Raw genomic sequence first — 14408 nt, 5'->3', positions numbered from 1 at the left:
TCAAAGCGCGCCGCCAGGGCAACGCTGGCGGTTCAGCGCGGCTCTTCTTCCGGCTCGCCGTCCAGTTCCTGATCGAGCGTCGACTCGTCCTCCGGACCATCGAAATGGCCATCCTCGAAGGTCAGCTCGGCCGGTGCTTCCTCGCGGGGTTCGAAGACGTCTTCGTCGCCTTCTTCCAGCACCTCCTCCGACGCTTCGCCGAAGCGCGCGGCGCCTTCCTGCACTTCGCTGCGGGCGCGCACGTGGATGGGGGCGAAAGCTTCGTTCTGCACCAACTCCACCAGTTGTTCCTTGACCAGCTCCAGCACCGCCATGAAGGTCACCACCACGCCAAGCTTGCCTTCCTCGACCCGGAACAGCGTGATGAATGGCACGAAACCCTCGCCCTTCAGGCGTTCGAGAATCTCGCTCATGCGCTCGCGGGTAGAGAGCATCTCGCGGGTGACCTGGTGGCTCTCGAACAGGTCGGCGCGGCGCAGCACCTCGGCCATGCACAGCATCAGCTCCTGCATGTCGACTTCCGGCAGCAACCGGCGCGCCCGCGCATCCGGCGCAGCGATGGTCGGCACCACGTAGTCACGGCCCAGGCGCGGCAGCTCGTCGAGGTCCTCGGCAGCCTTCTTGAAGCGTTCGTATTCCTGCAGGCGACGAATCAGCTCGGCACGCGGGTCGTCCTCTTCCTCCTCGGCCTCGGCCGAGCGCGGCAGCAGCATGCGCGACTTGATCTCGGCGAGCATGGCGGCCATCACCAGATACTCGGCGGCCAGCTCCAGGCGCACCGACTTCATCAGCTCGACGTAGCCCATGTACTGGCGGGTGATCTCCGCAACCGGAATGTCGAGGATGTTGATGTTCTGCTTGCGGATCAGGTAGAGCAGCAGGTCGAGCGGGCCCTCGAAGGCTTCGAGGAAGACTTCCAGGGCATCCGGCGGGATGTACAGGTCCTGCGGCATCTCCGTCAGGGCCTCGCCGTAGACGAGCGCCAGCTGCACCGGCACCTGGTATTCAGGGGCGGCGGCAGGGGCTTCCGGCTCGGTCAGGTCACTCATCGGCCACTCGTCAGGCTCAGGGGGGGAAAGCGGCATTATCCCTGCTTTTGCCAGCCGTGCGAGGGGCTTTTGGCGGATTCGCAGCGCACTCGGCACGCCTGTGCGTAGGAGCGGACTCTGTCCGCGATCGGCTTCCAGCGCGATACGGCCCTGGCATTACTGTAGGAGCGAGCTTGCTCGCGAACCAACCGCTCGCGTCGGAGCCAGGTTCGCGAGCAAGCTCGCTCCTACAAGAAGCAAATGCGCTGCCTATCGGTAGGACAGCCCCATCGCATGCCGCACCTCCACCAGCGTCTCCCGCGCCGCCTCGCGAGCGCGTTCGGCGCCTTCGGCGAGGATGCTGCGCACCAGTTCGGGGTTGTCCTCGTAGTCCAGCGCGCGGGCCTGGATCGGCGCCAGTTCGTGGCGGATCGATTCGATCAGCGGGCGCTTGCAGTCCAGGCAGCCGATGCCTGCGCTGCGGCATCCCTCCTGCACCCACTGGCGACAGCCATCGTCGGAATAGATCAGGTGCCACTGCCACACCGGGCAACGCTCCGGCTCACCTGGATCGTGACGGTGCACGCGCGCGGGGTCGGTGGGCATGCGCGCGACTTTCTCCTCGATCACCTCCGGGCTATCGCGCAGGGCGATGGTGTTGTGGTGCGACTTGGACATCTTCTGCCCGTCCAGCCCCGGCATCTTCGGCGCATGGCTGGTGAGGGTCTGCGGCTCGGGCAGCAGCACGCGGCTGGTGCCTTCGAGGTAGCCGAACAGTCGATCGCGGTCGCCCAGGGTCAGGCTCTGCTGCTCCATGAGCAGCGCCCGGGCGGTTTCCAGGGCTTCGCCGTCACCCTGCTCCTGCCAGGCCCGACGCAGGCTGCTGTAGAGCTTGCCGGTCTTCTTGCCCAGGCGGGCGATGGCGGTCTGGGCGCGGTCCTCGAAATCCACCTCGCCACCGTACAGGTGGTTGAAGCGGCGGGCGATCTCGCGGGTGAACTCGACGTGGGCGAACTGGTCCGAGCCCACCGGCACGAGACCGGCGCGATAGATCAGGATATCCGCCGCCTGCAGCAGCGGGTAACCGAGGAAGCCGAAAGTGGAAAGGTCCTTGTGGACCAGCTTCTCCTGCAGTTCCTTGTAGGTCGGCACGCGCTCCAGCCAGGACAGCGGGCAGATCATCGACAGCAACAGGTGCAACTCGGCGTGCTCGGGGACCTGGGACTGGACGAACATCGTCGCGGCGCTGGGGCTGATGCCCACCGCCAGCCAGTCGATGGCCATGTCGCGCACGTGCTGGCGGATGCTGGCGGTCTCGTCGTACTCGGTGGTCAGGGCGTGCCAGTCGACAATCGAGAAGTAGCATTCGTACTCGTGCTGCAGCTTCACCCAGTTCTGCAGCACACCGTGGTAATGCCCCAGGTGCAGGCGCCCGGTGGGGCGCATGCCGGACAGCACACGACGCAGGGATTCGACGCTGGTCAAGCGATCAACCTCGCGGGTTCGGCGATGGAACGGGGGAGTATAGCCAGCACGCCGGGCGTGCTCAGGCGTTGACCATGAAGGGCTCCGGGTCGCCACAACCGACCCGCACGACCACCGGGTCTTCGTCGGTCAGGGCGATCACCGTGGAGGCTTCGCCGCCGCCAAAGCCGCCGTCGATGATGAGGTCGACCACGTGCTCCAGTTGATCGCGCATTTCATAAGGGTCGTTCAGCGGCTCCGTCTCCCCCGGCAGGATCAGGCTGACGCTCATCAGCGGCTCACCCAGCTCCTCCAGCAGCGCCAGGGCGATCGGGCAGGCCGGTACCCGCAAGCCGATGGTACGGCGCTTGGGGTGCAGCAGCATGCGCGGCACTTCGCGCGTTGCGTTGAGGATGAACGTGTAGGGGCCGGGCGTATGCGCCTTGAGCAGGCGGAACAGGCCGGTATCGACCTTGGCATAGAGGCCGAGCTCCGACAGGTCGCGGCAGACCAGGGTGAAGTTGTGCTTGTCGTCCAGCCGGCGGATGTGGCGGATGCGTTCCACCGCGGACTTCTCGCCGATGCGGCAGCCCAGCGCATAGGACGAGTCGGTGGGATAGGCGATCACGCCCCCCTGGCGGACGATCTCCACCGCCTGCTTGATCAGGCGCGCCTGGGGGTTTTCCGGATGGATCTGAAAGAACTGGCTCATGGCGTCTCCTTGATCCCGATGGCGTTCTCGGCGCTGGCGAAGCGCGGCCAGAGCGGTGGCAGGTCTTCCGGCACGCTCCGGTAGAGGCCCAGCTCCGACCAGTCGCTGGGGCCGTGGAAGTCGCTGCCGGCAGTGACCATCAGGCCGAACTCGCGAACCAGGATGCTCAGCACCCCGACCTGTTCGGCCGGCTGCGGGCCGTTGCAGACTTCCAGCGCATGGCCGCCGGCGGCAATGAACTCCGCCACCAGCTTGCGTCGCTTGGTGCGGGTAAAATCGTACTGGTACGGGTGCGCCAGGCTGATCCAGGCGCCCGCCGCGCGCAGCGTGCCGACTGCATCCGCAAGGCTCGGCCAGTGCTGCTTGACGTCGCCCAGCTTGCCGGCGCCCAGCCACTTGCGGAAGGCTTCGGCGCGATCCTTGACGTGCCCCTGGCGCAGCAGGAACTCGGCGAAGTGCGGGCGAGCCGGGGCGTTCTCGCTATCGCCCAGCTCAGCCTGCACCGCCCGCGCGCCCTCGAAGGCACCGGGCATGCCCTTGGCCTCCAGGCGTCGGCCGATCTCCTCGGCGCGGGTCCAGCGCGCGCGGTGCAGGTCATCCAGCGCCCTGACCAGCGGCTCCGACTGGGCGTCGAAACCATAGCCGAGCACATGGATGGTCGCTCCGCCCCAGGTGCAGGACAGCTCGACGCCGTCGACCAGCTCCATGCCCAGTGCCTGTGCCGCGCTACGTGCTTCGGGCAGGCCGTCGAGCGTGTCGTGGTCGGTCAGCGCCAGCACGCGCACGCCGCGCCCGTGGGCGCGCTCGACCAGTGCCGTCGGGCTGAGCTGTCCGTCGGACGCGGTACTGTGGCAGTGCAGGTCAACTCGCATGCGGTATCCAGGTGGGGCGATGGGATAACTTTCTGTATAGACGCTTTGCTGCCAACACGATCACGGCAATCGCTTGAAACCATGATATGACGCAGCGTTGGGCGGATGGCCCTTTCAGTTCACCCGCAGGTTGGTATTATGCCGGCTCAACTGGGCTCTGGCTGCCGTAATGAAGCAATTCATCGATTTCATTCCCCTCATCCTCTTCTTCATCGTCTACAAGCTCGACCCGCGCAACGTCGAATTCGCCGGCCAGAGCTTCTCGGTCGGCGGGATCTACAGCGCCACGGCCGTGCTGATCGCCACTTCCGTGGTGGTCTATGGCGCCCTGCTGATCAAGCAGCGCAAGCTGGACAAGGGCCAGTGGGTGACGCTCGCCGCCTGCCTGGTGTTCGGTGGCATGACCCTGGCCTTCCACAGCGAGACCTTCCTCAAGTGGAAAGCGCCGGTGGTGAACTGGCTCTTCGCCCTGGCTTTCGCCGGCAGCCACTTCATCGGCGACCGCCCGCTGATCCAGCGCATCATGGGCCACGCGGTGAACCTGACCGATTCCCTCTGGGCGAAGCTGAACATCGCCTGGGTGCTGTTCTTCCTGATCTGCGGCTGTGTCCAGCTGTTCGTCGCCTTCACCTTCCAGAGCATCTGGGTGGACTTCAAGGTGTTCGGCAGCCTGGGCATGACCCTGCTGTTCCTGATCGGCCAGGGTGTATTCCTGGCCCGCCACATGCACGATGAACCTACCGGCGAAAAACCCAAGGACTGACATGCTCTACGCGATCATTGCCCGTGATATCACTGCATCCCAAGAACGCCGCCTGGCAACCCGTCCGGCGCACATCGCGCGCCTGGAGCAACTGAAGGAAGAGGGCCGCCTGGTACTGGCCGGCCCGCACCCGGCCATCGACAGCAACGACCCGGGCGCTGCCGGCTTCACCGGCAGCCTGATCGTCGCCGAGTTCGAGTCCCTGGCCGCCGCCCAGGCCTGGGCTGACGCCGACCCGTACCGTGCCGCCGGCGTCTACGCCGACGTCGTGGTCAAGCCGTTCAAGAAAGTCCTGCCCTAACAGCGCGCGAGCGTTGCACCCCGCGGCACGGAGCGCCACGGGGCATCGCAGCCGGACACCGCCGGGAAGGCCATGGACGGCGGCACGTCATCGAACAAGGAGTCCCGATGCGCCGTTTGCCCCTGCTCGCCTGCCTCGCCCTGCCACTGCCCGCCCTCGCCGAAGAGCCCGTCACGGAGCAACCGGCACAAACCGCTGTCCAAGAAACGGCCCAAGCACCGGACGCCGGTCCTGAACTGGAACAGCGCCTGGCCGAAAGCGAACGGCAGCGTGCCGAACTGGCCGCGCAGCTCGCCAACCCTGACAACAGCCAGGATGAAGCGCGCATCGCGCGCCTGACCCAGGAAAACCAGCGCCTGAAGCTGCAGCTGCGCGAGGCCCAGGCCAACCAGCCGCCGCGCCTGCTCAGCGAGCAGCAGACCTGGTACGTAAGCGGTGCCGGCACTGCCCTGCTGGCGTTCATCCTCGGCATGCTCAGCCGTGGCCGGCGCCGTTCGCGCCGCGAATGGATCAACTGAAAGAAGCCTCTCCATGAGTGAACTGCTGCTGATCGACGACGACGTCGAACTCTGCGAACTGCTGACGACCTGGCTGGCCCAGGAAGGCTTCAGCATCCGCGCCGCCCACGATGGCGCGCAGGCCCGCGCCGCGCTGGGCAGCCGCGCGCCGGACGCGGTGGTGCTCGACGTGATGCTGCCCGACGGCAGCGGCCTGGAACTGCTCAAGTCATTGCGCAGCGACCACCCCGACCTGCCGGTACTGATGCTCTCCGCACGCGGCGAGCCGCTGGACCGCATCCTCGGCCTGGAGCTGGGCGCCGACGATTACCTGGCCAAGCCCTGCGACCCCCGCGAGCTGACCGCCCGCCTGCGTGCCGTGCTGCGCCGCAGCCACCCGGCGCAACCCGCCGCGCAACTGGAGTTGGGCGACCTGGCGCTGAACCTGTCGCGCGGCGTGGCCAGCATCGGCGCGGAAGAAATCAGCCTGACGCTCTCCGAGAGCCGCATTCTCGAAGCCCTGCTGCGCCAGCCCGGCGAGCCGCTGGACAAGCAGGCGCTGGCCCAGCTCGCACTGGGCCGCAAGCTGACCCTGTACGACCGCAGCCTGGACATGCACGTCAGCAACCTGCGCAAGAAGCTCGGCGGCCACCCCGATGGCCGCCCGCGCATCCTCGCCCTGCGCGGGCGCGGCTACTTCTACGCGCCCTGAGCAGCGCCACGCTTCCGACCCGGGCCGCTCTGGTCCGGGCTTTCGTAAAGATTCCAGCAGGGCTTCACCTAATCTTTACCGAAGCTTTACGTGGGACTGACTGCCCTTGACCTTGCCGACCCTAGACTGGGCTCATCCGGTAACGACCGGCCCCTGAAAGGAGAAACACCATGCGCAAGACCCTGACCGCCCTGCTGATCGCCGCCGCCCTGCCGACCGTCGCGCTGGCGGCCACTCCCGCGCCGACCGACGCACCGCCGCCGGCCCCGTTCATGAAAGACCACGGCCCGGGCATGCACCGCGGCGAACACGGCGGCCCGTTCCGCGAGCTGAACCTGACCCAGGACCAGCGCCAGCAGATCGGCAAGCTGATGGGCGACTCGATGAAAGATCGCCGCGCCATCACCGAGAAATACTGGAACAAGCTGCCTGAGGCCGACCGCAAGGCCATGCAGGAAGAGCTCAAGGCCAACCACGACAAGACCGACGCCAGCGTCCGCGGCATCCTCACTCCCGAGCAGCAGAAGAAGTTCGACGAGTTGAAGAAGCAGCGCGAACAGCGCAAGGCCGAATGGGCGGAATTCCAGACCTGGAAGGCCCAGAAGGACGGCGCCAAGACCAACTGATTCGCTCCAGCAAACGCAGGCGCCGGGTTTTATCCCGGCGTCTTGCCGTGGAGCCCCTGACAACGGATAGACCATGCGGCTGAACAGGAAGACCATGCGTTCACTCTTCTGGCGGATCCTCGCCGCCTTCTGGCTCGCCCTGTTGCTGGTGGCCGGACTGTCGATCCTGCTGGGCCGCGCGCTGAACCAGGACACCTGGGTCATCGCGCGCTATCCGGGGCTGCACGACATCGCCAGGCAATGGACCCTGCTGTACGAGACCAAGGGCCCGGATGCCGCGCAACAACTGCTGGAAAGCCGGCGCAAGGATTATGAGCTCTCGGTACAGGTGCTCGACGAAACCGGCCAGCGTCTGGTCAATGGCACCTACCTGCCACGCCCGCCGCGCCCACGCGACAACAGCTTCGACCGTGAAAACCTGCCGCGCTTCCCCTGGCGCCAGTTGAGCCAGGAATACACCAGCAGCCGCACCGACCAGACCTACCTGTTCATCTACCGAATTCCACACCCGACGCTGCAGGCCTGGCACCGCAGCAGCCTGCTCTGGCCACTCAGCGCGCTGGGTATCGCACTGGTAGTACTGACCGTATTCAGCCTGCTGCTGACGCTGTCCATCACCCGCCCGCTGAATCGCCTGCGCCGCGCCGTGCATGACCTCGGCCAAACCAGTTATCAACAGGACAGCCTCGCCCGCCTCTCACGCCGTGGTGACGAACTGGGCGTGCTGGCCCGCGACTTCAACCGCATGGGTGCCCGCCTGCAAGGGCTGATCGGCAGCCAGCGCCAACTGCTGCGCGACGTATCCCACGAACTGCGCTCACCGCTGGCGCGCCTGCGCATCGCCCTGGCCCTGGCCGAACGCGCCGGCCCCGAGCAGCGCGCCGCCATGTGGCCGCGCCTGGAACAGGAGTGCGATCGCCTGGAAGCGCTGATCGGCGAAATCCTCGCCCTCGCCCGCCTCGACGCCGAACCGGGCCCGACCAGCCGCATCGAGCTGCTGCCGTTGTTCGAGCGCCTGCGCAGCGATGCGCAACTGCTCTACCCCGAGCAGCACGTCCAGCTCGACATCGCGCCACAACTGGCCGTCGACGGCTGGCCAGACATGCTCGAACGTGCCCTCGACAACCTGCTGCGCAACGCCCTGCGCTTCAATCCAGCTGAACAGCCGCTGGAAGTGCAGGCGCGGATCGATGGAGAGCGCCTGCACATCAGTGTGCGCGACCACGGCCCCGGCGCCAGCGACGAACACCTGGCGCAGATGGGCGAACCCTTCTTCCGCGCTCCCAACCAGAGCAGCCCCGGCCATGGCCTGGGCCTGGCCATCGCCCGTCGCGCCATCGAGCGCCACCACGGACGGCTGCGCCTGGCCAACCATCCCGACGGCGGCTTCCTCGCGAGCATCGACCTGCCGCTGCGCCGCCAGGCCGCCTGAGTCGAGCGCACTTTCGGAGAGTGACCATGAGCCTTCCCGCCTTCGCGACCCCGATTCCCGCTCTGCAACGACCGCTTCCGCCGGCAGCCCTGCTGCGCAGCGAGCCCTACGACGATCCGCAATACCTGGTGCTGGCGGTGGAGCTGGCGCGGCTCGCCGAACAATGGCGCGCACGCTGGCCCGGCTTGCGCCTGAGCCTGCCGCAGAACGGCACCTGGCCGCTGGAAAGCTGGCCGGATGCGCTGGGCGAAGCACTGGACGCATTACTGGAAGCGGCGCTGATGCGGCATCCACATGCCAACCTGAAGCTGTCGCTCGGTTCGGCGCACGGCTCCCTCAGGCTGGACCTGCAAGGCCACGACCCGCAGGCGCGGGCGTGGCTGGCGGAAGCGCTGCCTGCCGCTCGCCGGTTGACTAGCTGGCAGGGCGGGCACCTGCTCTGGCGTGCCCGCGACGGTGGCTGGAAAGTTCGCCTGGAACTGCCGCTCAGCCCCGCCAGGCGCTGACGAACCCTGCCGGGTCCAGCGGCGCCGGGCGGCGCAGTTCGCCGATCGGCGTGCCGAGGTAGATGAAGCCGACGATACGCTCGTTCTCCTCCAGGCCCAGGCCTGCGCGCACCAACGGATCGAACGCCATCGCGCCGGTGCGCCACATCGCCCCCAGCCCTTCGACGTAGGCGGCCTGGATGATGCCGTGAGCGGCACAACCCGCCGCCAGCCACTGCTCGATCTCCGGCACCTTGGGGTGATCCTGCAGGCGTGCCACGGCCACTACCAACAGCGGAGCGCGCAGCGGCATGGCGCGAGCCTTGTCCAGCGCCTCAGGCTTGCCATCGGGCTCATTCGCCGCCACGGCCCGGGCGAACAGCTCACCCAACTCCTTGCGCGCCTCGCCTTCCACGGTAATGAAGCGCCAGGGGCGCAACTGCCCGTGGTCCGGAGCGCGCAAGGCGCTGCGGAACAGCCGGTCCAGTTGCTCGGCAGACGGTGCCGGCTCGCTCAGGCGGGCATGGGACACACGGTTGAGCAACGCGTCGAGAGCCTCCATGGGCTGCCTCCAGTCAATCTCGAAAGCCGCCATTGTAGACGCAAAGGGTTCGCATTTGCCCAGCAAAGGCAACGCAAGCCTTACCCGCTCAACTTGTAAAGAGGAACGCGGTCACGCGGTTTACTCTCGCCAGACGGCAGGTAAAATGGCCGATTCCTTTTCGTTTCAGACCTCAGCGCATGGCCCTGCCGACACTACGCACACTCGGATTCATCATCGGCATCTTCGTGATCACGCTGGCGGTCGCCATGCTGGTCCCCATGGCCACGCTGCTCTACTACGGCCGCGCCAACGAACTGCATCCCTTCATCTGGTCGGCAATCATCACCTTCACCTGCGGGCTGGGCATGGTCATCCCCGGCCGCCCGGAGCAAGTGCACCTGCGTCCGCGCGATATGTACATGCTCACCGTGTCGAGTTGGGTGATCGTCTGTTTCTTCTCCTCCCTGCCCTTCATGTTCGCCCGGCATATCAGTTTCACCGACGCGATTTTCGAGAGCATGTCCGGCATCACCGCCACCGGTTCGACCGTGCTTTCCGGGCTGGACAAGATGTCGCCGGGCATCCTGATCTGGCGCTCGCTGCTGCACTGGCTCGGCGGTATCGGCTTCATCGCGATGGCGGTGGCGATCCTGCCGATGCTGCGCATCGGTGGCATGCGCCTGTTCCAGACCGAGTCCTCGGACCGCTCCGACAAGGTCATGCCGCGCTCGCACATGGTGGCCAAGTACATCGTCGGGGTTTACGTGGCCATCACCATTGCCGGCACCCTGGCCTTCTGGTGGGCCGGCATGGGCCTGTTCGACTCGCTCAACCACGCCATGTCGGCAATCTCCACCGGCGGCTTCTCCACCTCCGACCAGTCACTGGCCAAATGGCACCAACCGGCGGTGCACTGGGTCGCGGTGGTGGTAATGATCCTGGGCAGCATCCCCTTCGTACTCTATGTCGCCACCCTGCGCGGCAACCGCAAGGCACTGATCCGTGACCACCAGGTGCACGGTTTCCTCGGTCTGCTGGTGTTCACCTGGCTGGTGATGGGCACCTGGTACTCGGTGAACTCCGACCTGCCCTGGCTGGACGCCTTCCGCATCGTTGCAGTGAACGTCACCTCGGTGGTCACCACCACCGGCTTCGCCCTGGGTGACTACAGCCTTTGGGGCCACTTCTCGATCATGCTGTTCTTCTACCTGGGCTTCATCGGCGGTTGCTCCGGTTCCACCGCCGGCGGGATCAAGATCTTCCGCTTCCAGGTCGCCTTCACCCTGCTGCGCGCCAGCCTCTACCAGCTGATCCACCCGCGCGCGGTGATCCGCCAGAGCTACAACGGCCATCGCCTGGACGAAGAGATCGTGCGCTCGATCCTGACCTTCTCGTTCTTCTTCGGCGCTACCGTCGGCGCGCTGGCACTGGGCCTGTCGTTCCTCGGCCTGGACTGGATGACCTCGCTGACCGGCGCCGCCAGCACCGTGGCCGGCGTCGGCCCGGGCATGGGCCCGATCATCGGCCCGTCGGGCAACTTCGCCTCGCTACCGGACGCCGCCAAGTGGCTGCTCTGCGGCGGCATGCTGGCGGGGCGCCTGGAGATCATCACCGTGCTGGTGCTGTTCACCCCGGCGTTCTGGCGGCACTGAGCGGCCCTGCATGTGCAGGATGAACACACCGTAGGATGGCGTGGAGCGCAGCGATACCCATCAATCCCGGCCGCCAACGGCATGGGTATCGCTGCGCTCCACCCATCCTGCTGACTATTCAGCCTGGCGTTCTGGCGGCATTGAGCGCGGCGATCAGCCCCCTGTAGGAGCGAGCTTGCTCGCGAACGAGTCTCCCGGCAGCTCCGGCCTCAAGCGGTTCGCGAGCAAGCTCGCTCCTACAACCAGCCGCTTGGCGCCGGAGGCATCACAACTCCTCGCGATACTCCCCCGGCGTCTTGCCGAACCAGCGGCGGAAGGCGCGGAAGAAATTGCTCGGCTCCGAGAACCCCAGCAGGTAGGCAATTTCCAGCAGCGTCATGCGCGGCGTGGCGAGGTATTGCTGGGCCAGTTCGCGGCGGGTGTCGTCGAGCAGTTGCTGGTAGCTGCTGCCCTCTTCCTGCAGGCGCCGCTGCAAGGTGCGCTCGGACAGGTGCAGCGCCTGCGCCACGCTCTCGCGCTTGGGCTCGCCCTGCGGCAGCAGGCGGCACAGCACCTGGCGTGTCTGGTGGCTGAATCGGCTGCTGACGAAGCGTGCCAGGTATTCCCCGGCAAAGCGGTCATGCAGGCGCGCCAGCTCTTCATTGGCGGTGGGCAGCGGCGCGCTCATGTCCTCGTGGGAAAACAGCATCGCGCAATCCGCATGGCCGAAACTCAGCGGCGCCTGGAACAACTCGCGGTAGGGCTCAAGGTTCTGCGGTGCCTCGCCGGCCAGGCGCACTTCCAGTGGCTTGATCGCTCGCCCGGTGATCCAGCGCAGCATGGCGGTCAAGCTGGCCAGCGAGCACTCCGCACTCTGCCGTGGCACCGGCAGGCGATCGCCATGGACCACGATGCGATACAGGCAACCTTCGGGCAGACGGCGGAAGGTCAGGTCGGCGCCCTCGGCGATGATCCGCTGGTAGCGCTCCAGGCGCTCGAAGCCCTCGCCCAGGTTGCGACTGGACATCAGCGCGTAGCCGACCACGGGGAACGCCGGAGTGTGCACGCGGGCAATGTTCAGGCCGATGGCCGGGTTGCCGGACAGCTCCACGGCGCGGTTCCACAGCTGGCTCAGGGCGTCCTGCGGGAAGCGCGCATCGGGATCGTCGAGGGCCGCGAAATCCAGCCCCAGTTCGGTGAACAACGCGCGGCAGTCGAGGCCTTCCAGCTCCAGCGACTGGACGATCCCCCGCACCCAGCTCGACAGGGTTGTACGCTCAGGCATGCATATTCTTCTGGTTATGGTGGTGGTCCGCGCCGGACCGCTTGGGCGCAGGCGGCACACGGGGATACTAAACTGGCACCCTATGTCATCCGCAAGTCTGAAGGTGGCAGCCTACACTGGCGCCATCACAACAACAGGAGGTGCGCCATGAGCACCCAGACCGCCGATCGATTCCAGAGCTTCGCCGAGTTCTACCCGTACTACCTGCAGGAACACAGCAATGCCGTATGCCGCCGTCTGCATTACGTGGGCAGCCTGCTGGTGCTGTCGATCCTCGCCTACGCCATCGTCAGCGGGCACTGGCTGTGGCTGCTGGCCATGCCATTGGCCGGCTACGGCTTCGCCTGGGTCGGCCACTTCGTATTCGAGAAGAACCGCCCGGCGACCTTCAAGTACCCGCTGTGGTCGCTGATGGGCGACTGGGTGATGCTCAAGGATGCCTTCACCGGGCGCATCCGTTTCTGAGCCTTCAGACCACAGGGTAAGCCGTCAACCAAGGGCAGCAGCCTTCAGCGCGCGGCATTACGCTGCGCCGTGCGCTCGAAGAGGATGGCCTGCACTTCGCCGCCGGCATGCTGCGCCACCCGCCGCCAGGTAGCCGGCACGTCGGGAATCTCCTGGTCGTTGTAGCGGCTCATCACCAGCCAGACACGGCCCTCGTCCTGCGGCAGATCGGCCAGGCGGTCGACGAAGGCATGCTGGCGGTCGTCGATCAGCGAACCGAAGCCATAGCGTCCCGGCCGCCCCGAACTGCCGTCCGCCGTCGGTGCGGTGTAGAGCAAGGGTTCCTGGCCGGTATGGTTGTAGTAGCGGAAGGTCAGGTACCAGAGGATGTCATCCACCACCACCCGGTCGCCGGCACGGTAGTGCGCGTTGACGTAGGCCGCCATGCCATCGAACTGCTCGTCCGGGTCGACCGCGATCGCGCGCCCCACCCCGATCCCCTGCAGCCCCAGCAGGGTCACCAGCAGCGCGGCGCCGAGCACACGGCGCTGCTGCAGCAGGCGATCCAGGGCCAACGCCAGCAGTAGCGGCAGGCCCAGGGCGAAGGCAGTGAGATAGCGTTCGACGAATACCGGGGAGAGGAACGAAACGCCATACAACAGCAGCAGCGGCAAGCCGCAGTACAGGGCCAGCAGCACGCCACCGCGCTGCCGGCTGTCATCCGTACGCAGCACCAGCAGTGTTACCGCAACCACCAGCAACGGCGCGCCGAGCAGCACGGGCCAGGACAACGCGTTGCCGTCGGACTGCGCCAACCACTGCCAGAGCATCGAGGGCAACGAGCGTGCATCCACCGGCGGCTGCCAGCCGACGTCGCCCCCGGCCTCCAGCACCGCCATATGCCGAATCAGGTCCAGCAGCCCGGGCAACCAGGGCAGGAACAGTGCGGCGATGGCCAGGTTGGCCAGCCACCAGTCGCGGCGCCGCAGCGGGCTGTTCGGCAGCGTCGCCAGCCAGAGCCACTGCACCAGTGCGCCGAACAGGCTGAAGTAATGGGTGTAGAAGGCCGCCGTCATCAGCGCGGCATACATCAGCAGATAGCGCCGCCGCCCCTCCTCCAGCCAGTAGAGCAAGGCCAGGGTGGCCGCCAGCAACCAGCAGCCGAGCAGCGAGTACATGCGCACTTCCTGGCTGTAGCGCACGGCCGTGGGCAGCAGCGCCAGCAACAGCAGGGCGATGAATGCAGCGCGCGCCGACGCCAGCCGCCACATCAACCAGCCGCCGAGAAACACCGCGAGCGTGCCGAACAGCGCGCTGAACAGGCGCAGCGACAGAACGCCCTCGCCCACGACCTGAACCCATCCGTGGAGGAAGAAGAAGTACAGCGGGGGATGCACGTCATGGGCGGCGTGCTGCCAGAGTTGCAAGGGCGAATAGCGGGCGAGGAACAGGCTGGAGCTTTCATCGCCCCACAACGCCGAATCGGACAGGCCATACAGGCGCAGGCACAGGGCGAGCGCCAGCAGCGGCAGGAACCACCACTGGCGCAACAGGGCAGGCAGACTCGGCGGCTCGCGGGACAGCATCACACCCTCGCAGGAAAGACTGGCGT

The 14408-nt window shown here is 66.6% G+C and carries 16 protein-coding genes; 9 read left to right on the top strand and 7 right to left on the bottom strand.

Annotation, left to right across the window (positions count from 1 at the left end; translation table 11 throughout):
- Positions 1-32: 32 nt before the first annotated feature.
- The 4 genes from L6D89_RS01445 to L6D89_RS01430 form a co-directional block, all read right to left on the bottom strand.
- On the bottom strand, positions 33-920 hold the full coding sequence (locus L6D89_RS01445; RefSeq protein WP_373874924.1) for a segregation and condensation protein A: 888 nt from the start codon (positions 918-920) through the stop codon (positions 33-35).
- Between the two features lie 378 nt (positions 921-1298).
- Positions 1299-2513, bottom strand: coding sequence for a tryptophan--tRNA ligase (locus L6D89_RS01440; RefSeq protein WP_275094674.1), 1215 nt, complete (start codon positions 2511-2513; stop codon positions 1299-1301).
- Positions 2514-2574: 61 nt separating this feature from the next.
- Positions 2575-3204, bottom strand: a complete 630-nt coding sequence (locus L6D89_RS01435; RefSeq protein ID WP_236171022.1) for an L-threonylcarbamoyladenylate synthase — start codon at positions 3202-3204, stop codon at positions 2575-2577.
- Complete coding sequence (locus L6D89_RS01430; RefSeq protein WP_236171023.1) at positions 3201-4076, bottom strand: PHP domain-containing protein; 876 nt, start codon at positions 4074-4076, stop codon at positions 3201-3203. Before L6D89_RS01430 ends, L6D89_RS01435 begins: the two co-directional genes overlap by 4 nt.
- A 169-nt stretch (positions 4077-4245) precedes the next feature.
- Here L6D89_RS01430 and L6D89_RS01425 point away from each other — a divergent pair, with 169 nt between their 5' ends.
- The 7 genes from L6D89_RS01425 to L6D89_RS01395 all read left to right on the top strand — a co-directional run bounded on the left by L6D89_RS01425 (position 4246) and on the right by L6D89_RS01395 (position 8913).
- The gene (locus tag L6D89_RS01425; protein WP_236171024.1) at positions 4246-4839 is read left to right on the top strand and encodes a septation protein A; all 594 of its coding nucleotides are present in this window, start codon (positions 4246-4248) and stop codon (positions 4837-4839) included.
- A gap of 1 nt (position 4840) precedes the next feature.
- Entirely contained in the window at positions 4841-5140 is a 300-nt protein-coding gene (locus L6D89_RS01420; protein WP_152224716.1) for a YciI family protein, read from the top strand.
- Positions 5141-5247: 107 nt separating this feature from the next.
- A complete protein-coding gene (locus tag L6D89_RS01415; protein WP_236171025.1) occupies positions 5248-5658 on the top strand; it encodes an SH3 domain-containing protein in 411 nt (136 codons plus the stop codon).
- A gap of 13 nt (positions 5659-5671) precedes the next feature.
- On the top strand, positions 5672-6349 hold the full coding sequence (locus L6D89_RS01410; RefSeq protein ID WP_236171026.1) for a response regulator transcription factor: 678 nt from the start codon (positions 5672-5674) through the stop codon (positions 6347-6349).
- 170 nt (positions 6350-6519) lie between these two features.
- Entirely contained in the window at positions 6520-6975 is a 456-nt protein-coding gene (locus L6D89_RS01405) for a Spy/CpxP family protein refolding chaperone (protein WP_236171027.1), read from the top strand.
- Between the two features lie 94 nt (positions 6976-7069).
- A complete protein-coding gene (locus tag L6D89_RS01400) occupies positions 7070-8407 on the top strand; it encodes a sensor histidine kinase (RefSeq protein ID WP_236171028.1) in 1338 nt (445 codons plus the stop codon).
- Positions 8408-8433: 26 nt separating this feature from the next.
- Positions 8434-8913: a hypothetical protein gene (locus L6D89_RS01395; RefSeq protein WP_236198524.1), complete on the top strand. Its 480-nt coding sequence runs from the start codon at positions 8434-8436 to the stop codon at positions 8911-8913.
- Here the strand turns inward: L6D89_RS01395 and L6D89_RS01390 are convergent.
- The gene (locus tag L6D89_RS01390) at positions 8894-9454 is read right to left on the bottom strand and encodes a nitroreductase family protein (RefSeq protein WP_236198523.1); all 561 of its coding nucleotides are present in this window, start codon (positions 9452-9454) and stop codon (positions 8894-8896) included. The two genes, L6D89_RS01395 and L6D89_RS01390, sit on opposite strands and share 20 nt — an antisense overlap.
- A gap of 179 nt (positions 9455-9633) precedes the next feature.
- Between L6D89_RS01390 and L6D89_RS01385 the strand changes: the two genes are divergently transcribed.
- Complete coding sequence (locus tag L6D89_RS01385) at positions 9634-11088, top strand: TrkH family potassium uptake protein (protein ID WP_236171031.1); 1455 nt, start codon at positions 9634-9636, stop codon at positions 11086-11088.
- A 265-nt stretch (positions 11089-11353) separates the two neighbouring features.
- On the opposite strand, the gene L6D89_RS01380 is transcribed toward L6D89_RS01385, so the two are convergent.
- The gene (locus tag L6D89_RS01380) at positions 11354-12352 is read right to left on the bottom strand and encodes an AraC family transcriptional regulator (RefSeq protein WP_236171032.1); all 999 of its coding nucleotides are present in this window, start codon (positions 12350-12352) and stop codon (positions 11354-11356) included.
- A gap of 147 nt (positions 12353-12499) precedes the next feature.
- Here L6D89_RS01380 and L6D89_RS01375 point away from each other — a divergent pair, with 147 nt between their 5' ends.
- The gene (locus L6D89_RS01375) at positions 12500-12817 is read left to right on the top strand and encodes an Mpo1-like protein (protein WP_045210136.1); all 318 of its coding nucleotides are present in this window, start codon (positions 12500-12502) and stop codon (positions 12815-12817) included.
- A 44-nt stretch (positions 12818-12861) separates the two neighbouring features.
- On the opposite strand, the gene L6D89_RS01370 is transcribed toward L6D89_RS01375, so the two are convergent.
- Complete coding sequence (locus tag L6D89_RS01370; protein WP_236198522.1) at positions 12862-14382, bottom strand: glycosyltransferase family 39 protein; 1521 nt, start codon at positions 14380-14382, stop codon at positions 12862-12864.
- Between the last annotated feature and the right edge of the window lie 26 nt (positions 14383-14408).

Origin of the sequence: Pseudomonas pseudonitroreducens (assembly GCF_021603645.1) — a bacterium.
Classification (GTDB): domain Bacteria; phylum Pseudomonadota; class Gammaproteobacteria; order Pseudomonadales; family Pseudomonadaceae; genus Pseudomonas; species Pseudomonas pseudonitroreducens.
This window is presented reverse-complemented; position numbering and strand designations above follow the sequence as displayed.

Bases quoted from the DNA above. Each gene is read 5' to 3' on its own strand.
- L6D89_RS01375 (WP_045210136.1), top strand. From the start codon at position 12,500: ATGAGCACCCAGACCGCCGATCGATTCCAGAGCTTCGCCGAGTTCTAC.
- L6D89_RS01385 (WP_236171031.1), top strand. From the start codon at position 9,634: ATGGCCCTGCCGACACTACGCACACTCGGATTCATCATCGGCATCTTC.
- L6D89_RS01420 (WP_152224716.1), top strand. From the start codon at position 4,841: ATGCTCTACGCGATCATTGCCCGTGATATCACTGCATCCCAAGAACGC.
- L6D89_RS01380 (WP_236171032.1), bottom strand. From the start codon at position 12,352: ATGCCTGAGCGTACAACCCTGTCGAGCTGGGTGCGGGGGATCGTCCAG.
- L6D89_RS01370 (WP_236198522.1), bottom strand. From the start codon at position 14,382: ATGCTGTCCCGCGAGCCGCCGAGTCTGCCTGCCCTGTTGCGCCAGTGG.
- L6D89_RS01395 (WP_236198524.1), top strand. From the start codon at position 8,434: ATGAGCCTTCCCGCCTTCGCGACCCCGATTCCCGCTCTGCAACGACCG.
- L6D89_RS01400 (WP_236171028.1), top strand. From the start codon at position 7,070: ATGCGTTCACTCTTCTGGCGGATCCTCGCCGCCTTCTGGCTCGCCCTG.
- L6D89_RS01410 (WP_236171026.1), top strand. From the start codon at position 5,672: ATGAGTGAACTGCTGCTGATCGACGACGACGTCGAACTCTGCGAACTG.
- L6D89_RS01425 (WP_236171024.1), top strand. From the start codon at position 4,246: ATGAAGCAATTCATCGATTTCATTCCCCTCATCCTCTTCTTCATCGTC.
- L6D89_RS01430 (WP_236171023.1), bottom strand. From the start codon at position 4,076: ATGCGAGTTGACCTGCACTGCCACAGTACCGCGTCCGACGGACAGCTC.
- L6D89_RS01415 (WP_236171025.1), top strand. From the start codon at position 5,248: ATGCGCCGTTTGCCCCTGCTCGCCTGCCTCGCCCTGCCACTGCCCGCC.
- L6D89_RS01390 (WP_236198523.1), bottom strand. From the start codon at position 9,454: ATGGAGGCTCTCGACGCGTTGCTCAACCGTGTGTCCCATGCCCGCCTG.
- L6D89_RS01435 (WP_236171022.1), bottom strand. From the start codon at position 3,204: ATGAGCCAGTTCTTTCAGATCCATCCGGAAAACCCCCAGGCGCGCCTG.
- L6D89_RS01405 (WP_236171027.1), top strand. From the start codon at position 6,520: ATGCGCAAGACCCTGACCGCCCTGCTGATCGCCGCCGCCCTGCCGACC.